The organism is Bacillus sp. FJAT-27225 (genome assembly GCF_001685025.1).
Classification (GTDB): Bacteria; Bacillota; Bacilli; order Bacillales; family Cytobacillaceae; genus Bacillus_D.
The window spans coordinates 1,097,464-1,116,919 of record NZ_MAYU01000001.1 but is presented as its reverse complement, the minus strand read 5'-3'; the positions used below and the strand labels follow the sequence as shown (position 1 = coordinate 1,116,919).

Genomic DNA, 19,456 nt, shown 5'->3' with positions numbered 1-19,456 from the left:
CTTTTTCTTTCCATGGTTTTATTATGTATTTACAATAGGCTATAATGAGAAAATGAGTTCATAGAAAGGCGGAAAGAAAGTGAAGCACATCCAATCTGCCCAAAATCCACAAGTGAAACAATGGAAAAAACTCGCGATGAAAAAGGAGCGGGAGAGGACCGGACTGTTCTTGGCGGAGGGATTTCATCTTGTTGAGGAAGCACTAAAAAAACCGGGAACCGTTGTTGAACTGGTTATCGCGGAAGATACAGACATACCCCCTCGGATCGACTATAAAGATGTTTCCGTTACAACGATAACAAGAGAAATTTTTAAAAGCCTGTCTGAAACAGAGACACCTCAGGGAATACTGGCCATATGCCGGCAGGAATCTGGTGGAGGAGCACTTGACGACGCGAAGACATTTCTTCTATTGGATGCTGTCCAGGACCCAGGCAATCTTGGCACAATGATTCGGACGGCAGACGCTGCGGGAATCGATGCTGTTATTGCAGGGACAGGCACAGTCGATATATACAACCCTAAAGTACTTCGTTCAGCACAGGGAAGCCACTTTCATCTGCCTGTCACCACAGGCTCTCTTGATGAATGGATAGCCAAGATACAGGCTAAAGGCATTCCAGTTTACGGAACAGCTCTGGAAAACGCCCGGACCTATACAAAGGCAGCACCAGGAAGTGCATTTGCCCTCCTCGTCGGAAACGAAGGCAGCGGGGTTTCCAAACAACTTCTGGCACAAACAGACGACAATTTATATGTGCCCATTTTTGGAAAAAGTGAGTCTCTAAACGTAGCGGTTGCAGCAGGAATTCTTCTTTATTCTTTAAAAAATTCCGCAAACGTTTGAATCGCTCCGGAATTTGCGCTATAATAGCTACTAAATTCATAAAACAAAAACAATGACGGAGAAGAGTACCTTATCAACCGGCTTTAAAGGGAGAAAGTGCCTTGACTGAAAGCACTTTTAAAGCAGAGATAAGGGAAGTTCACCTCCCGAGTTGGCACCGGGACCATTCACCCTGAATGTAAAGGTGCACCGGCTACAAGCCGTTATCTTAATGAAGTGAACACGAATGTGTATACATACGTTGTTAACAAGGGTGGTACCGCGAACGCAAGCCTCGTCCCTTTTTTGGGATGGGGCTTTTTTGTGTGGAAAAGAGCTAATTAATATGCTTGCTGCCTACATTAATTTTGGCTGTATTAAAGGATAGTGGTGTTTTTTAAGGTAGTTGATTGCAGCAGCGGAAGGCACGTAGACTCGTTCGAAAATGCAAAAAACGCATTTTCTCCTGCGATGCTTTTTCAGGGATGTTATTTCAACGTCCTGGCGGGAGAAAAGGTCAGTGGGAGACCCCGCAGGCGATTGCGCCGAGGAGGCTCCCAGGCCGCCCGCGGAAAGCGAAGTGCCTGGAGCGGAAATCAACACATTTAACAGCCTGATTTTTTAAAATAAGGAGGAATATCACATGCAGGAAAGACTTGCAGAATTGCAAACTGAAGCGCTAGAAAAAGTAGCCCAGGCACAAAACCTGAAAGAATTGAATGATGTCCGTGTCGCTTATCTCGGCAAAAAAGGGCCAATCACCGAGGTGCTTCGGGGGATGGGCAAATTGTCCGCGGAAGAACGCCCAAAAATGGGGGCGCTTGTCAATGAAGTAAGGGGAGCAATCGAAGAAGCCATTTCCAATAAGCAAGTACAGCTTGAAGAAGCGGCAGTTAACGAACGCCTTGCTTCCGAAACAATTGATGTCACGCTTCCAGGTCGCCCAGTCAAAGCGGGAAGCCCTCATCCGCTTACTAAAATCATTGAGGAAATCGAGGACCTGTTCATCGGTATGGGCTATCAAATTGCTGAAGGCCCGGAAGTTGAAAAGGATTATTACAACTTTGAAGCACTGAATCTTCCAAAAGGCCACCCGGCCCGCGATATGCAGGATTCTTTTTATATTACAGAAGAGATTCTCATGCGTACCCATACTTCACCAGTACAGGCTCGCACAATGGAAAAACAGGGCGGCAAAGGGCCGATCAGAATCATTTGCCCTGGTAAGGTGTACCGCCGCGATAACGATGATGCAACTCATTCGCATCAATTTACCCAGGTGGAAGGGCTCGTTGTCGGTGAAAACATTCGTATGAGCGACCTGAAGGGAACACTTGCTGAATTTTCAAAGAAAATGTTCGGCGAGGATAGGAAAATCAGGCTGCGCCCAAGCTTTTTCCCATTCACTGAGCCTTCAGTTGAAATGGATATTTCCTGTAAAATATGTGGCGGCGATGGCTGCAGCGTATGTAAGGGTACAGGCTGGATCGAAATTCTTGGCGCAGGCATGGTGCATCCGAATGTACTGGAGATGGCTGGCTATGACTCTAAAAAATACACTGGTTTCGCGTTCGGCATGGGACCAGAGAGAATTGCGATGCTGAAGTACGGAATTGATGATATCCGCCATTTCTATACGAACGATATCCGGTTCCTAAAGCAATTTTCCAAGCAGGAATAGTTTAATTTAAAGGAGGTCCTACAAATGTTTGTTTCATATAAATGGCTTCAGGATTATGTGGATTTATCAGGAGTAACAGCTGAAGAGTTGGCTGAAAAGATTACAAAGAGCGGGATTGAAGTTGAGGGCGTTGAAACGCTGAACGAAGGAATCAAAGGTGTGGTCATCGGGCATGTGCTTGAGCGCGAACAGCATCCAAACGCTGATAAATTAAGCAAATGTCTTGTTGATATTGGCGAGGAAAACCCTGTCCAAATTATTTGCGGTGCTCCTAACGTGGCGGAAGGGCAAAAAGTGGCAGTTGCCAAAAACGGGGCGGTTTTGCCAGGCAACTTTAAAATTAAACGGGCAAAGCTCCGTGGTGAAGAATCAAACGGAATGATTTGCTCGCTTCAGGAACTTGGAATGGAAGGCAAAATCGTTCCAAAAGAGTACGCAGAGGGAATCTTTGTTTTCCCTAGTGATGCAGTTCCGGGTCATGACGCGATTGAGGCGCTGAACCGCGATGACAAGGTGCTTGAATTAGGCTTGACACCAAATAGGGCAGATGCCATGAGCATGCTCGGTGTTGCCTATGAAGTGGCTGCAATTTTAGGGAGAGAGGTTAAGCTCCCTGAAACGAAACTGGCTGAGTCGGATGAAAAAGCATCTGATTATATTAAAGTCACAGTGCAAGCTCCAGAAGACAATCCGCTTTATGCTGCGAAGGTAATAAAAAACGTCAAAATCGGCCCTTCGCCGCTTTGGATGCAAACTCGCCTGATGGCAGCCGGAATTCGCCCGCACAATAATGTTGTTGATATTACGAACTATATTTTGCTTGAATACGGCCAGCCGCTTCATGCTTTCGATTATGATAAACTCGGCTCAAAGGAAATTCTTGTCCGCCGTGCACGTGTTGATGAAAAAATCGTTACGCTTGATGATGTAGAACGGACACTTACACCTGACCATCTTGTTATCACAAATGGAACCGAACCAGTAGCGATTGCGGGAGTCATGGGCGGGGCAAATTCAGAAGTTTCTGCTGATACAACAACTGTCCTGCTTGAGGCGGCCTATTTCACGGGAGGTACAATCCGTAAGGCCTCAAAAGACCATGGCCTGCGAAGTGAGGCAAGTTCCCGTTATGAAAAAGGTGTCGATCCAAACCGTGTCCGTGCAGCTGGTGAGCGTGCAGCCGCTTTGATGGCACAATATGCAGGGGGTGAGGTTCTCGAAGGTTCTGTGGAAGCAGACACTCTGACTGTTGAGCCTGCAGTTGTCTCGCTTAATATGGAAAAATTGAATACCTTCCTTGGTATGGAATTGACATTGGACGATGTAACCGATATTTTTGCGAGGTTGGGCTTTGAAGCTTCCGTAGAAGGACGGGACGTCACCGTAGCTGTTCCAACCCGCCGTGGCGACATCACCATTCCGGAAGACCTGTACGAGGAAGTTTCCCGCCTTTATGGCTATGATAACATCCCGCAAACATTGCCTTCCGGTGAACAGTTGGCAGGAAAACTGACTTCTTACCAGGCAAAACGAAGAATTGTCAGGAGATATCTTGAAGGCGCAGGCCTTTACCAGGCTGTAACTTACTCATTAACAAGCGAGGAAAAGGTTTCTCAATTCGCCCTTGAAAAAACAGAACCCATTAAGCTGGCAATGCCGATGAGCGAAGAGCGCAGCCAGCTTCGGCTAAGCGTTCTTCCTCAATTGCTGGAAGTACTGAAATACAACGGTGCCCGCCAGGCTGACAGCCTAGCAGTTTATGAAGTTGGAGCGGTATTCCTTTCAAAAGGAGAAGAACTGCCGGTCGAAGAGGAGCATCTTGCGGCTGCGGTCACAGGCTTATGGCAATCCCATCCTTGGCAGGGTGAGAAGAAACCTGTAGATTTCTTCGTGCTGAAAGGGATACTCGAAGGCCTTACCGAAAAACTGGGCCTATCAGAGCGGGTTACGTATGCTGCTGCCCAGCTTGAAAACATGCATCCGGGCCGTACAGCTGAAATCCGTTTGGACGGGGAACGAATTGGCTTTGTAGGCCAGGTTCATCCGACACTGCAAAAAGCGCTGGATTTAAAAGATACGTATGTATTTGAACTTAAGCTTAATGTGTTGCTTGAAGCAGAGACTGAACCACTGCACTATGAGCCAATTCCAAGATTCCCTTCCATTACAAGGGATATCGCGCTTGTAGTTGATCAATCAACTGCTGCCGGAGAACTGCGCGGCATCATCCTTGAAGCTGGCGCACCGCTTCTAAAGGGAGCCGAAGTGTTTGACCTTTATGAAGGCGAACATATGGAACCAGGCAAAAAGTCGATTGCCTTTTCACTGAAATACTTTAACCCTGAACGGACATTGACTGATGAGGAAGTCACCAAGGTCCATGATAAAGTACTTGAAGTACTCAAGGAAAAAGCAGGGGCTGTGCTGAGGGGATAACCTCTTACTCTTTGTAAGTAGAAGGAATCATCCGCGGCAAGAAAGTTTCTGTAACATGATTTAACGGACGAATCAACGTTGTTCTAGGTGTGTTTCGTCTGATAAATATGATTTATGGGACGGAACGGCGAATTCGAGGAGAGATTCGTCCGATAAGTATAATTTATGAGACGAAACAGCGAATTGCGAGGAGAGATTCGTCCGATAAGTATGATTTATGGGACGGAACGGCGACTCCAAGGTGTGATCCGTCCCATAAGATTATTTAAAAAGCGAGGATCAATTTTCCGCTAATGACCTAAATACAAAAAGAGTTGGGGCGAATTCGTCCCAACTCTTTTTTTACTATTAATGAGTGCTCTTCCGCATCTTGGAAATCCCCATTTTGCCATCATTTATACTGTAGTAAAAGGAAATTATGTAGTTATCGGTTGCTCCTTCTCCTTGAGACAAGGTTCATTGCTTTTTGAGTATTGGCGAAGTGGAGCTTTACGAACTTCGGAAGAACTTCTTGCCCCTTTGCCAAGATCAGTTTCGCAGCTGCTTCATCCACTTTCGGGCCAGCTCCCTTTGGGATTAGAAAACCAGCTGCCTCAGAAAGATTTTCAAAATGCCTTATAAACGCGTAGCGTGCAAGAATAGATGCTGCTGCTACAGATAAATGCAGACCTTCTGCTTTTGTACTAAAGTAGACGTTGTCACGAATTATCGCCTGCTGGCCCCGTAAATGATTGTAATAAACGCCTCGTTCTGCAAATTGATCAATCAGGATGGCATCGGGTGTTTCGGGCGCGATTTTTTTCAGGACATGCCCAATCGCCTGATTATGAAGGAGTGCCTTTAATTTCCCTTGAGACATTCCCGACTGCTGCAGCTTATTGTATTTTTCGTTATGGAGTGTCAGCAGGCTGTAAGGAATCACGTCCTTTATGTCCTTTGCAATCGCAATGATTTTTTCATCATTCAAATCCTTTGAATCTCGGACGCCGAGTTCCTTTAGGAGTGGGAAATCCTGTTTTCGCGCATAGGCAGCCACTACAGTAATGGGCCCAAAATAATCGCCTGTTCCTACTTCATCAGAGCCTATGACTGATAAAAGCCCGAAGCCTGCAGGCAAATGGGAGCCGGGAGCAGGCTTTTGGGAAGTTTTTTTGCCGGGGGACGCAGCAGCTGGACTGGAAGAGAGAGCAGCCCATTGGGCGGCTTCACTTTCGGCACCGGCACCCTGAAACAAGACTTTTCCGGATTTATAGGCAGTAACCATACAGACAGGTGTTTTGGCTGCAAAAACGCTGCCCTGCGGAAGTTTATCAATTATGTATCGTGAATAATGATCCCTGAGCTGATTTATTTTGTCAGTTGTTACGGTAATGACGGCAGTTCCCAATGATCTGCACTCCTTTAAGGTTTCTTGTCAGCCTATTGTAGCATAATTTTTTAACAGTATTAACCGGCTTAAAGCTGTATAGCCATATTCTTTAAGTTAGGTATGTTTATTTCTTCGATTAATTGAAGGATTAATCTGCGCAGCCACATTTCTTTCAAGATTAATCTCGGAAAAACCCGTGGATAAATCAAAAAATCATATGCTGAAAAAGCATCATAATCTGACAAAAAATTCTTAAGAAAACTCTTGATTTAACATGCTGTACAGTTACACTTTTCCTGAAAAGCGTGTTCATGGTATGATAGGGATTAGGATTCTTTGAATGGAGGCAATTACGTGTCGAATGTAAATAAAAATAGGACAACGGTCGATATTTATGGCCAGCAATATGTCATAATTGGCCCGGAAAGCTCGAGCCATGTCAGGCTGGTTGCATCGCTGGTCGATGACAAAATGCGGGAAATCAGTTCCAAGAATCCTTCGTTAGATGCGAATAAACTGGCTGTACTGACCGCGGTAAATGCTGTAAATGACCTTATTAAACTTAGAGACCAGCTGGAAAAGCTGAAAACAGAAACGGAAAGGGAAAAGGGATAAAGGGGAATGCTGGATTTAGCAATTATTCTTTTATTGATTATGGGGTTTTTTATTGGCCTGAAAAGGGGCTTCATCCTGCAATTGATTCATATCACGGGATTTATTGTTGCCTACATAGTAGCCTATAAGTATTATGATATCCTTGCTCCGAAGCTGAAGCTTTGGGTTCCGTATCCGAATCTTGGCGAAACGTCGCCGCTGTCAGTCCTGACATCCGCGACAGGGGCGGAGGATGCATTTTATCGGGCATTTGCGTTCATTGGGATTTTTATCGCTGTGAAGATTCTGATTCAAATTATTGGGTCAATGCTGGATTTCTTGTCCCACTTGCCTATCTTAAGGCACCTGAATATTTGGGCAGGCGGAGTGCTTGGTTTTTTGGAAGTCTACTTGATTCTGTTACTATTGTTGTATATCGGGGCGCTTGTCCCAATTGGATTGATTCAAGAGCAGCTTGAAAACTCTGTCCTGGCCGAAGCGATGATTAAACATACTCCGGTTCTTTCACAGCAGCTCAAGGAATGGTGGATAGACTATATAGCTGCTTGAACTTCTCTGACAGCAGAGGAGTTTTTCTTTCTTTAACGGAACTTTTCGGATTTTTAAACGTACTGAAAGGATGGTGGGTACAAACTATGGAAACGAATAAAAAAGATGTTATAGGATTACTGGAAACGATTGCTGTTTATATGGAACTTAAGGGAGAAAATCCGTTTAAGGTATCGGCTTTCAGAAAAGCGGCATTCGCGTTGGAAACAGATAACCGAAGCCTGTCTGGAATAACCGATTTTACGGCCATTCCCGGAATCGGCAAAGGGACGGCGGCCGTCATTGAGGAATATATCACCGAAGGCGGCTCTACGGTTCTTAAGGAGCTGCAAGAAGAAGTGCCTGCAGGACTGGTCCCGCTTTTAAAGCTGCCTGGCCTCGGCGGAAAGAAACTAGCCAAGCTTCATGACCTTCTCGGAATCGAGGACATTGCTGACCTTGAGGAAGCCTGCCGCTTACATAAAATTTCGGAGCTGCCTGGTTTTGGGAAGAAGTCCGAGGAAAAAATCCTCGCGGCGATTGAAAAAGCAGGCGAACGCCCAGAAAGGCTTCCGCTTGCCTATATGCTTCCAATCGCGGAAAAAATAGAAGCACAATTAGCCGCTATGAGTGATATTGAAAAATTTTCAAGAGCCGGGAGCATTCGCAGATGGGCTGAAACCGTTAAGGACCTCGATTTTATCATCGCGACCTCCAGCCCTGAATCTGTAAGGGAACAGCTGCTTGCTTTACCAGATGTTAAAGAGGTTATTGGTGCAGGCGATACAAAGGTATCCATTACGTTTGGATTTGAATATGACATATCTGCAGACTTCAGACTCGTTACCCTTGCTGAACATGCCACTGCACTCCATCATTTTACTGGATCAAAGGACCACAATGTCCGGATGAGGCAGCTTGCAAAGGAACGCGGGGAAAAAATTAGTGAATATGGAGTCGAATCGGAATCAGGCGTCAAGACGTTTGAAAGCGAAGAAGAATTTTATGCACATTTCGGCCTGCCGTTTATCCCTCCAGAAATTCGGGAGGATGGCACAGAAGTGGAGAAATATACACCAGAACTTGGACTTGTATCGCTTGACCAAATCCAGGGTGACCTCCATATGCACTCAACATGGAGTGATGGTGCCCATACAATTGAAGAAATGGCAGAAGCATGCAGGGAAAAGGGATATCGCTATATCGCAATTACCGACCATTCCCAGTATTTAAAGGTCGCAAACGGCCTGACTCCGGAACGGCTCAGGGAGCAGAATGAAGAAATTCGCCGCCTGAATGCCAAGTATACCGATTTCAAAATCTTATCCGGAGTCGAGATGGACATTCTTCCGGATGGCACTCTTGATTATGAAGATGAGCTGCTGGCGGAACTTGATATTGTCATTGCGTCGATTCATTCCTCTTTTTCACAGCCTAGGGAAAAAATAATGATGAGGCTGAAAACGGCCCTTGAAAACCCGCATGTGGATATCATTGCCCATCCGACTGGAAGGCTGATAGGGAGACGGGCAGGATATGATGTTGATATAGAGATGCTGATTTCGCTTGCAAAAGAAACGAATACAGCCCTGGAGCTAAATGCGAATCCGCATCGCCTCGACCTGTCTTACGAATACTTAAAGAAAGCGCAGGAAGTTGGGGTGAAGGTGGCAATTAATACGGATGCCCATAAAACCGGGATGCTGAACCATATGGGTATCGGGGTTGCCGCAGCAAGGAAGGGCTGGATTAAAAGCAGTTCAGTTCTCAATACGTATACATTGGACGAATTACTCCAATTTTTACACCATCGGAATATATAAAATAGCTGCTTAAATCATGGCAGCATAAAGATAAAGGAGAGCTTCTCCATGCAGGAAAGAACATTGAAAGTCCTTGAGTTTTTCAAAGTCCGGGAGCAGCTGGCGGAATTCGCTTCATCCCCGCTTGGGCGGGAAAAGCTGTCCAAGCTTGTTCCCTCTACTGAGTTTGAAGAAGTAGAAAGGCTCCAGGAAGAAACAGATGAAGCAGCGACGGCTCTCAGGCTGAAAGGGAATGTGCCGCTGTCAGGAATCCATGATATCAGAGCCCATCTCAAACGTTCAGTTATTGGCGGGACGCTGAGCCCGATGGAGCTTGTCCAGATTGCAAGTACAATTTCAGCCAGCAGGCAGATTAAACGGTTTATTGAAAATCTCCATGATGAGAACAGTAAAATCCCTCATTTGTTTGAGTATACGAGCCAGATTGCCCCGCTTGGAAATCTGGAGCAGGCTATCAAAATGGCGATTGACGAAGGCGGTGAGGTTCTTGATACAGCAAGCGAAACGCTAAGGGCGCTCAGGCAGCAGCTGCGTTCGAACGAAGCAAGGGTCCGGGAAAAGCTGGAGAGCATGATTCGCTCTTCAAATGCCCAGAAAATGCTCTCAGATGCCATCATTACCATCCGGAATGACAGGTTTGTCATCCCTGTTAAACAGGAATACCGCGGCCATTATGGAGGGATTATTCATGACCAAAGCTCATCCGGCCAAACGCTGTTCATTGAGCCCCAATCGGTTGTTCAGCTTAACAATCAGGTTCAGGACATCAGGGTCAAGGAATCTCTTGAGATCGAACGGATCCTGTCTGAATTGTCGTCACGTGTTGCCGAGCATAGTCCTGAACTGGAAGTGATGACGGATGTGCTTGGAGAGCTCGATTTTATTTTTTCAAAAGCACGTTATGGCCGTTCAATAAAAGGTTCGAGGCCCAAGATGAACAACGAAGGCAGAATAGCCCTGTACAAGGCCCGGCATCCATTAATACCGGCCGATGTTGTTGTACCGAATGACATCCTGCTTGGGAAGGATTATACAACAATTGTCATTACAGGACCGAATACAGGCGGTAAGACGGTAACCTTGAAAACGGTCGGGCTATGTACGCTGATGGCGCAGTCCGGTTTGCAGATACCAGCCCTCGATGGATCGGAGCTGGCTGTTTTCTCCGCAGTATATGCGGACATCGGCGATGAACAATCCATTGAGCAAAGCTTAAGTACGTTCTCATCTCATATGGTAAATATAGTCGACATCCTGAAAAAAGCGGACGGCAATAGTTTCGTTCTCTTTGATGAGCTTGGTGCAGGAACAGATCCACAGGAGGGAGCTGCCCTGGCGATTTCCATCCTCGATGAAGTACACAACCGAGGGGCCAGAGTCATTGCGACTACACATTATCCTGAATTGAAGGCCTATGGGTATAACCGGGGCGGAGTGATGAATGCGAGCGTCGAATTTGACATTGAAACACTGAGCCCGACTTATAGGCTGCTGCTTGGGGTACCAGGCCGAAGCAACGCGTTCGAGATTTCAAAACGCCTTGGCTTGGATGAAAATGTCATTACCAATGCGAGGTCTCATGTCGGCGAGGACAGTTCGCAAATCGACAAGATGATTTCGTCGCTTGAGACAAGCAGGCGCGAGGCCGAGGAAGAGCTTGCAGATGCACATGATCTCCGCCGCCAGGCCGAAAAACTGCACGCCGACCTTCAAAAACAAGTTATCGAGTATTATGAACAAAAGGATACCTTGATGGAGAAAGCGGCAGAGAAGGCGCGTAAAATTGTTGAAAACGCGACACGTGAAGCGGAAGACATTATTTCAGATCTTAGAAAAATGCGTCTCGAAAAGAATGCTGAAATCAAGGAGCACGAATTAATTGAAGCTAGGCAGCGATTAGCCGGAGCCGCTCCCGAAGTAAAGAAAACAGAGAAGCCGGGTGCAAGGAAGGCAGCGAAGCACACCTTCAAACCAGGGGATGAAGTAAAGGTTCTCACGTTCAATCAAAAAGGAACGCTGTTAGAAAAATCCTCCAATGATGAATGGCAGGTTCAGATTGGCATCCTCAAAATGAAGGTAGCAGAAAAGGACCTTGAATATATAAATGTGCCAAAACCTAAGGAAGTCAAGCCAATGGCGATTGTCAAAGGCCGCGATGCCCATGTCAGCCTCGAGCTCGACCTGCGCGGAGAGCGGTATGAAGACGCCTTAATGAAGGTGGAAAAGTACATTGATGACGCCCTTCTGGCAGGCTATCCACGTGTATCGATTATTCATGGCAAGGGGACTGGCGCGCTAAGGCAGGGAGTCCAGGAATATCTTCGCAACCACCGTTCAGTTAAAAAGATTCGATTTGGTGATGCCGGAGAAGGCGGAACCGGGGTAACGGTCGCGGAATTCAAATAAAATCGGGGAGAATAGCGGTATGGAACAATTCTGGCAAAATGAATATATTCAAATTGCAGCATATTACAGTGTCGTTGTCCTTTGCCTTGTGCTTTTCCTGGCAGTATTTGAATTGGTGACCAAATATGATAACTGGGAAGAAATCAAAAAGGGAAATATGGCTGTAGCCATGGCAACAGGCGGAAAGATACTGGGTATCGCAAACATATTCCGCTATACTATCCTTGAACATAGTTCGCTGCTTTCAATGATTGGCTGGGGTGTATACGGATTCGCCCTTCTGTTATGCGGATATTTTATTTTCGAGTTCCTTTCACCGAAATTCAATGTGGATGAGGAAATCGAAAAAGGCAATTGGGCTGTTGGTTTCATTTCAATGGTTATTTCAATTGGCCTGTCGTTCATCATTGGGTCCGGTATATAAGGTGGGGGTTCAATCAGTGGGGGATTTATCTGCCGCTGATTGTTAGTTGAGCCTCCAACCTAAACTTTTTTGATTCCTTTCAGGCCTTGAGGGAGGACTTACAGCCCGTTAATGCGGGATAAAGCGAGGGAAGTAAAATGGAAAGACTGGGGAAGATACTGCTGGCTCTGTGCGGCCTTTTTTTCCTGATAGGGGTTATTTATATGGTGTTTATTGCCTAAAAATGAAAGGGTGTCCCAAGGAGATAACTGGGACGCCCTTTCTGTCTTTATACCTAAGTAGTAAGTACATAGTAATGGAAGCAATCACAGTTTAATAGGAAAATGTATTCTGTTTGTCGTATGCAGGTGAATAGATTATAATGGAAAAAAGAAAATGAAAGAATTTTTAAAAAACTTAACAAAAGGAGGCGCTTATGAGCAAAACGAAGCCATGGCTAAAACATTATCCTGAAGAAATTCCGGCAATGCTTGAATATCCCACCGATCCACTGCAGGATTATCTTTCAAAGGCGGCTGAAGAATTCCCGGACAAAACGGCTATTCATTTCATGGGAAAGGATTTAACCTTTCAAGAGGTTAGAGAGTCGGCACAAAAACTGGCATCCTACCTGCAGTCCTTGGGAATTGGCAAAGGCGACCGTGTGGCAGTGATGCTGCCAAATAGCCCTCAGGCAGTAATCAGTTTCTTTGGAATTTTATTGGCTGGCGGAGTCGTTGTCCAGACGAACCCTTTGTACACGGAACGCGAGCTGGAGTATCAAATGAAGGATTCAGGAGCACTAGCCATCTTAACCCTCGACATATTGTACCCGCGTGTTTCAAAAGTCATGAAACAGACTGATTTAAAACACATAATTGTAACCGCTATCAAAGACTATCTCCCATTCCCGAAAAATTTAATTTACCCCTTCATCCAGAAAAAGCAATACGGGATAGTTGTGAAAGTAAAGCATGAAGGAAGTGACCACCTGTTTACGGAAATTATGAAAAAACCGGCAGGCCCACTTGAAGTTCACCCATTTGATTTTGAGGAGGATCTGGCACTTCTGCAATATACCGGCGGAACAACCGGATTTCCCAAGGGTGTCATGCTGACGCATAAAAACCTGATTTCCAATGTGATGATGTGTAAAACATGGATGTACAAATGTAAACGAGGCCAGGAAAAAATACTTGGTATCCTGCCGCTTTTTCATGTGTATGGAATGACGACTGTATTGCTTCAATCTATTATAGAAGGCCATGAAATGATTCTTATGCCGAAATTCGATGCAGGAAATACACTTAAAATGATCCAAAAAAAGCGTCCGACCCTCTTTCCAGGCGCTCCAACTATTTATATCGGGCTATTGAACCATCCGGATATTAAGAAATATGACCTTTCCTCTATCGATTCATGTATTAGCGGTTCTGCCCCGCTGCCTGTTGAAATTCAGGAAAAATTTGAAGAAGTTACAGGAGGAAAGCTTGTTGAAGGCTACGGACTCACAGAGTCATCTCCTGTAACACACGCCAACTTTCTTTGGAACCGCCCCAGGGTAAAGGGAAGTGTCGGTGTCCCTTGGCCTGATACGGATGCAGTCATTCTGTCATTTGAAAATGGCGAACCGCTTCCGCCAGGAGAAATTGGTGAGGTTGCCGTCAAAGGTCCTCAGGTAATGAAGGGATATTGGAAGCGGCCTGAGGATACAGCAATGACATTGAGGGATGGCTGGCTTTTGACTGGGGATCTTGGCTACATGGATGAGGACGGCTATTTTTATATTGTCGACCGGAAAAAGGATATGATTATAGCTGGCGGATTCAATATTTATCCTCGCGAAATTGAGGAGGTCCTTTATGAACACCCAGCAATCCAGGAAGTGGTCGCCGCGGGTATCCCGGATCCATATCGCGGCGAGACGGTGAAAGCATACGTAGTATTGAAGGAAGGGGAAACCCTTTCGGAAAAGGAGCTCGATGAATTTGCCCGGAAACATCTTGCTTCGTTCAAGGTTCCGCGCATCTATGAATTTAGGGATGAACTTCCTAAAACCGCTGTAGGTAAGATCCTCAGGCGTGCATTGATTGATGAGGAAAAAAGAAAGCTTGCCGAGGAAGAACAAAAGCATGCCTAATAGACGGGGCCGCCTAGGCGGCTTCTTGTTTTTGCTGTGGGAAGAACATACAGGTTAAAATTGTGGTATAGTAATTCGGTAAGCAATTTTGAAATGAAAAGGGTGCAGTAAGCTTGACAGTAAAAGCAGCGAAGACGTACAATAAAATTATGAATGAATGGTCATTCATTTTTCTTCGAAAGGAGGGATGAGGAAGTGAAGAAGAATAAGCCAAAATACATGCAAATCATTGATGCGGCTGTTGTAGTCATAGCGGAACACGGCTATCATCAGGCGCAGGTATCCAAGATTGCCAAACAAGCCGGTGTGGCAGATGGGACGATTTACTTGTATTTTAAAAACAAGGAAGATATCCTCATTTCTTTATTTGAAGAAAAAATGGGTACCTACATAGAAAAAATCGAAGCGATGATGGCAGGAAAAGGGACAGCCGCAGAGAAGTTATTACTATTGGTTTCATCCCACTTTAAAATGCTGTCGGAGGATCACCATTTAGCCATTGTTACCCAACTCGAGCTGAGGCAATCAAACAAGGAGCTTCGCCTTAGAATAAATGAAGTCCTTAAAGGGTATCTGAAGCTAATAGATAAAATCCTCAATGAGGGAAAGGCCAATCAGGAATTTTCTGATGGGCTGGACGTAAGGCTTGCAAGGCAAATGATATTTGGGACAATCGATGAAACGGTAACGTCCTGGGTTATGAATGAACAAAAGTATGACTTAAATGCATTAAGTGGTCCCGTGCACGGATTGTTGATGAATGGGATTAGCCGTTAAATTTTCACATAAGGGGGATTGGACGTTGGAACTTTTAAAATGGGCCGATGAAGGCGGAATCGCTAAGATTACAATTACCCGGCCGCCAGCAAATGCTCTTTCCTCGGAAGTGTTGAAGGAGCTTTCCGCGATACTCGATGAAATTGAACCAAGAACCGACATCAAGGTGCTGCTGATCCATGGTGAAGGCAGGTTCTTCTCGGCGGGCGCGGATATTAAAGAATTTACGAGCATTAAATCGGAAAGTGAATTTGCAGCGCATGGCAAGCTGGGGCAGGACCTTTTTGACAGGATGGAAAAATTCCCCAAACCAATCATTGCCGCTATCCATGGCGCTGCTTTGGGCGGCGGGCTTGAGTTGGCGATGGCCTGCCACATCCGCCTCGTCAGTGAGACAGCCAAGCTAGGCCTTCCTGAACTCCAGCTTGGGCTAGTTCCAGGTTTTGCAGGTTCCCAGAGGCTGCCGCGCTTCGTAGGCTTTGCTCGGGCAGCGGAAATGTTGTTTACATCCGAGCCAATTACAGGGCTTGAGGCAGTCCAATATGGGCTGGCCAATCATGCCTATCCAGAAGCGGAACTTTTGGAGCATGCTTTTACATTGGCAAAGAAAATAGCCAAGAAGAGCTCTGGCTCGTTAAAGGCTGCGATTGAACTTCTTAACTATTCAAAATCAGGCGAGTTTTACGAAGGTGTGAAACGCGAAGCTGAACTGTTCGGCGAAGTGTTCATATCAGAGGATGGCAAAGAAGGCATCCAGGCATTTATCGAAAAGCGCGAACCGAATTTTAAAGGATAATTGATAGATCTGTCAGGCTGGTTTCGTCCAGCCTGGCAGTGATATCCATACAGGGATTTTTTTGTCCCGATTTTTTTAAATCTTTCGAAGAAATGAAATCTTGAAACTTGGGAGGGAAATGGCATGAATATTTTTGTATTAATGAAAAGAACGTTCGATACTGAAGAAAAAATTTCGATTTCGGGCGGCAAAATCAATGAGGATGGCGCTGAATTCATCATTAACCCTTATGACGATTATGCAATCGAGGAGGCAATCCGTGTCAGGGATGCGCAGGGAGGCGAAGTGACAGTCGTCACGGTTGGCTCTGAAGAGGCAGAAAAACAGCTACGCACAGCGCTGGCAATGGGTGCTGATAAAGCTGTCCTGATTAATATCGAGGATGACGTCGAAAACAGCGACCAATTTACGACTGCAAAAGTCCTTGCCGAGTTCTTGAAGGATAAGGATGCGGATCTGATTCTTGGCGGGAATGTCGCAATCGATGGGGGTTCAGGACAGGTTGGCCCGCGAGTTGCTGAATTGCTTGGCATTCCGTATGTAACGACAATCACCAAGCTTGATATCAATGGGAGCACTGTTACTGTAACACGTGATGTCGAAGGTGACTCCGAAATCGTAGAAACGTCCTTGCCGCTGCTTGTGACTGCTCAGCAAGGGCTGAACGACCCTCGCTATCCTTCACTTCCAGGCATAATGAAGGCGAAAAAGAAGCCGCTTGAAGAGCTTGAATTGGATGATCTTGATCTCGAAGAAGATGATATCGAAGCAAAGACAAAGACAATCGAAATCTATCTGCCGCCAAAGAAGGAAGCAGGGCGCGTCCTGCAAGGAGAGATTGCCGACCAGGTAAAGGAACTAGTCCAGCTTTTGCACAGGGAAGCGAAAGTAGTTTAATAGATACAGAGACGGAGGGAATAATATGGCGAGAAAAGTATTGGTAGTAGGCGAAGTCCGCGACGGTTCGTTAAGAAATGTTTCGTTTGAAGCGATAGCTGCCGGTAAAACTGTTGCAGAAGGCGGCGAAGTGATCGGGCTTTTGATTGGCGAAAGTGTAAGCGCTTTAGGAGCGGAGCTTTTCCAGTATGGCGCTGACAGAGTAGTGGTTGTCGAGGATGCGAAGCTGGGGAATTATACTCCGGACGGATATTCACAGGCATTATTGACAGTCATTGAATCGGAGAATCCGGAAGGCATCATTCTTGGCCATACAGCACAAGGGAAGGACCTAGCACCTAAAGTAGCGGCGAAACTTGGCAGCGGACTAATATCCGACGTAACAGCTCTCGAATCCGCCGGCGGGAACCTTGTGTTCACGAGGCCGATTTATTCCGGCAAAGCATTTGAAAAGAAAATAAGCACAGACGGAGTTATTTTTGCGACAATCCGACCGAACAACATTGCCCCTCTTGAGAAAAATGAAGAAGCAAGCGGAAATGTTGAAACCGTTTCCGCCGAGATTAAAGATTTAAGGACGATCGTGAAGGACGTTATTCGGAAAGCAACCGATGGGGTTGACCTTTCTGAAGCGAAGGTAGTTGTCGCTGGCGGGCGCGGCGTCAAAAGTGCAGACGGTTTCGAGCCGTTGAAGGAACTGGCAGCGGTACTTGGTGGGGCAGTCGGCGCATCCCGTGGCGCCTGCGATGCCGACTATTGCGATTACTCGCTGCAAATCGGCCAGACTGGTAAGGTGGTTACACCTGACCTGTACATTGCATGCGGTATTTCCGGCGCCATCCAGCACTTGGCCGGAATGTCCAACTCCAAAGTAATTGTTGCGATCAACAAAGACCCGGAAGCGAATATTTTCAAGGTCGCGGATTACGGAATTGTCGGAGATTTATTTGAAGTAGTTCCGCTCCTGACAGAAGAATTCAAAAAGTTGAAGGTACATTCTTAATAAGTAATAGGCGGGTGGTGAAAACCACCCGTTTTTCCTTTATGAGGAATGTTTTGTGTTTCATGATTTTTAAAGTCGCTGAATAATTTCTAAACTCGCTGAATTAATTTCAAAAGCGCTGAATTAATTCAAAACTCGCTGAATTATTTTTTTGAAAGTGATGAGCCTTACAAAATTTGTAATATAATTGTCTGTTCGGTGAAAATAATCTACCTTGCAAGGATTCCTGTGTCATAGTGAAGAAATAGAGAGGAAGTGAATGAAAAGGAGTGATTTATCTGCAATTATTGAAACCGCGAGAAGTACCGGTAAAAATATTAATCCTTGAAGCTCTCCTGAGACTGCTCAGACCCAATCATCCCATTGTTCCTAGAGTAAAACAAGATTTGAAAAACCGTCAAAAGGGATATAAAGGTGAGCAGAACGCTGACTATTATGCCCAGTTACTCCCAGACGATTACTTTGTCCTCCATGACCTCCGGCTATCCTTTAAAGGACTTATCTTCCAGATTGATACCCTCATTCTCACCACTAAATTTTTCCTTGTAGCTGAAATAAAAGCTTTTTCAAACGAGTTATATTTTAACGGAGATACGGGTGTCCTAACCATTTCCAGGCACGAAACCATTACTAGCATCGATAATCCACTCGTTCAAGCGCTGAATCACTGCAACCAGCTAAAAAGTTGGTTAGCAAGTCACATGTTTGAAATACCTCCAATTGAACACCTTGCCATTATCAGTAACGATAAAGCGTTAATCCGCTGCAGCAGTGTTTCTATAGCGAGGCATGTTAGTACCGCAAAAAGTTTTCCCCTTAAGGTTTTGGAACTTGCTAAAAGGTATAGAAAAGAATTTGTTACAGTTGAGGAGATTAAAAAAATCGCCCAGACCCTAAATGAATCTCATATCCCTGAAACAATGGATGTTATGAAACAGTATAATCTTAGAAAAGTTGAGTTAATGGAAGGAGTACCCTGTCCGACGTGCTTAAGGCGGCCTATGGATCGTAAAGGTATAAAATGGAATTGTTCGTGGTGTCAGGTTTTATCAGAGGAAGCTCACATTTCTGTTATAAAAGACTATCTTTTAGTTGTAAATGGATCAATATCAAATCAGGAGTGCTGTGAGTTATTAAAACTATCTTCATCTCATGTTGCCAAACGGCTGCTTTCATCTATGGGTCTCGTGAAAACTGGAAAAACAAAAGGCCGGACGTATTCACTCCCGAATGCAAACCGCTAATAATGGGGACGATAGGTGTGAGACAGATTATTAGCGTGCATAGGTAAATGGTGGTATACTTTCGGTAGAATTTAGAACCTATTAGGAGGCTTAAACATGGCTATTTCAAATGTAACTGACCAAAACTTTGCCGGTGAGACCGGAAAAGGCCTTGTTCTTGTAGATTTTTGGGCACCTTGGTGCGGTCCTTGCAAAATGATTGCTCCTGTTCTTGAGGAAATCGATGGAGAAATCGGCGACAAAGTAAAAATCGTCAAACTCGATGTTGATGAAAACCCTGAAACAGCGTCCAAATACGGCGTGATGAGCATTCCAACACTGCTTCTTTTCAAAGATGGCGAGCAAGTTGACAAAGTTGTCGGCTTCCAGCCAAAAGAAAACCTGACAGCTGTTATCGAAAACCATCTATAATTGAGTCACCAGCAGCCCGGCGAATTTGCCGGGCTGTTTTTTTATATAAAAATTGCACCACACGGCACCTATGGTAGAATAGGTAAAAACGCGGTATAATA

Annotated in this window: 16 protein-coding genes and 1 other annotated feature; of the genes, 15 read left to right on the top strand and 1 reads right to left on the bottom strand. The window is 45.4% G+C overall.

Going from position 1 to position 19,456, the window contains the following annotated elements; genetic code table 11:
* Positions 1 to 79: 79 nt before the first annotated feature.
* The 3 genes from A8F94_RS05615 (at position 80) to pheT (ending at position 4,943) form a co-directional block, all read left to right on the top strand.
* A complete protein-coding gene (locus tag A8F94_RS05615; protein ID WP_066196809.1) occupies positions 80 to 847 on the top strand; it encodes a TrmH family RNA methyltransferase in 768 nt (255 codons plus the stop codon).
* A 43-nt stretch (positions 848 to 890) separates the two neighbouring features.
* Positions 891 to 1,132: a binding site (T-box leader), on the top strand.
* 337 nt (positions 1,133 to 1,469) lie between these two features.
* Positions 1,470 to 2,507 (top strand): phenylalanine--tRNA ligase subunit alpha, encoded by a 1,038-nt coding sequence (gene pheS / locus A8F94_RS05610; protein WP_066196807.1) that lies wholly within the window; start codon positions 1,470 to 1,472, stop codon positions 2,505 to 2,507.
* A gap of 24 nt (positions 2,508 to 2,531) precedes the next feature.
* Positions 2,532 to 4,943, top strand: a complete 2,412-nt coding sequence (pheT, locus tag A8F94_RS05605) for a phenylalanine--tRNA ligase subunit beta (protein ID WP_066196806.1) — start codon at positions 2,532 to 2,534, stop codon at positions 4,941 to 4,943.
* 424 nt (positions 4,944 to 5,367) lie between these two features.
* On the opposite strand, the gene rnhC is transcribed toward pheT, so the two are convergent.
* The gene (gene rnhC, locus A8F94_RS05600) at positions 5,368 to 6,330 is read right to left on the bottom strand and encodes a ribonuclease HIII (RefSeq protein ID WP_066196804.1); all 963 of its coding nucleotides are present in this window, start codon (positions 6,328 to 6,330) and stop codon (positions 5,368 to 5,370) included.
* A gap of 336 nt (positions 6,331 to 6,666) precedes the next feature.
* Here rnhC and zapA point away from each other — a divergent pair, with 336 nt between their 5' ends.
* From zapA to trxA, 12 genes are all read left to right on the top strand, one after another.
* Positions 6,667 to 6,927, top strand: coding sequence for a cell division protein ZapA (zapA, locus tag A8F94_RS05595; RefSeq protein WP_066196802.1), 261 nt, complete (start codon positions 6,667 to 6,669; stop codon positions 6,925 to 6,927).
* A gap of 6 nt (positions 6,928 to 6,933) precedes the next feature.
* Positions 6,934 to 7,476, top strand: coding sequence for a CvpA family protein (locus A8F94_RS05590; RefSeq protein WP_066196800.1), 543 nt, complete (start codon positions 6,934 to 6,936; stop codon positions 7,474 to 7,476).
* Positions 7,477 to 7,562: 86 nt separating this feature from the next.
* On the top strand, positions 7,563 to 9,278 hold the full coding sequence (gene polX / locus A8F94_RS05585) for a DNA polymerase/3'-5' exonuclease PolX (RefSeq protein ID WP_066196798.1): 1,716 nt from the start codon (positions 7,563 to 7,565) through the stop codon (positions 9,276 to 9,278).
* Between the two features lie 48 nt (positions 9,279 to 9,326).
* Positions 9,327 to 11,684 carry an endonuclease MutS2 gene (locus A8F94_RS05580; protein WP_066196794.1) on the top strand — a complete coding sequence of 786 codons (2,358 nt, stop codon included), beginning with the start codon at positions 9,327 to 9,329 and terminating at the stop codon, positions 11,682 to 11,684.
* 19 nt (positions 11,685 to 11,703) lie between these two features.
* Positions 11,704 to 12,108 carry a DUF350 domain-containing protein gene (locus tag A8F94_RS05575; protein ID WP_066196792.1) on the top strand — a complete coding sequence of 135 codons (405 nt, stop codon included), beginning with the start codon at positions 11,704 to 11,706 and terminating at the stop codon, positions 12,106 to 12,108.
* 415 nt (positions 12,109 to 12,523) lie between these two features.
* Positions 12,524 to 14,227: a long-chain-fatty-acid--CoA ligase gene (locus A8F94_RS05570; protein ID WP_066196790.1), complete on the top strand. Its 1,704-nt coding sequence runs from the start codon at positions 12,524 to 12,526 to the stop codon at positions 14,225 to 14,227.
* 195 nt (positions 14,228 to 14,422) lie between these two features.
* Positions 14,423 to 15,004, top strand: a complete 582-nt coding sequence (locus tag A8F94_RS05565) for a TetR/AcrR family transcriptional regulator (RefSeq protein WP_066196788.1) — start codon at positions 14,423 to 14,425, stop codon at positions 15,002 to 15,004.
* Between the two features lie 25 nt (positions 15,005 to 15,029).
* Entirely contained in the window at positions 15,030 to 15,800 is a 771-nt protein-coding gene (locus tag A8F94_RS05560) for an enoyl-CoA hydratase (protein WP_066196786.1), read from the top strand.
* Positions 15,801 to 15,923: 123 nt separating this feature from the next.
* A complete protein-coding gene (locus A8F94_RS05555; protein ID WP_066196784.1) occupies positions 15,924 to 16,697 on the top strand; it encodes an electron transfer flavoprotein subunit beta/FixA family protein in 774 nt (257 codons plus the stop codon).
* A gap of 25 nt (positions 16,698 to 16,722) precedes the next feature.
* On the top strand, positions 16,723 to 17,700 hold the full coding sequence (locus A8F94_RS05550) for an electron transfer flavoprotein subunit alpha/FixB family protein (RefSeq protein WP_066196780.1): 978 nt from the start codon (positions 16,723 to 16,725) through the stop codon (positions 17,698 to 17,700).
* A gap of 386 nt (positions 17,701 to 18,086) precedes the next feature.
* Positions 18,087 to 18,944: a nuclease-related domain-containing protein gene (locus tag A8F94_RS05545; RefSeq protein WP_175384354.1), complete on the top strand. Its 858-nt coding sequence runs from the start codon at positions 18,087 to 18,089 to the stop codon at positions 18,942 to 18,944.
* Positions 18,945 to 19,040: 96 nt separating this feature from the next.
* A complete protein-coding gene (trxA, locus tag A8F94_RS05540; RefSeq protein WP_066196776.1) occupies positions 19,041 to 19,355 on the top strand; it encodes a thioredoxin in 315 nt (104 codons plus the stop codon).
* Positions 19,356 to 19,456: the final 101 nt, after the last annotated feature.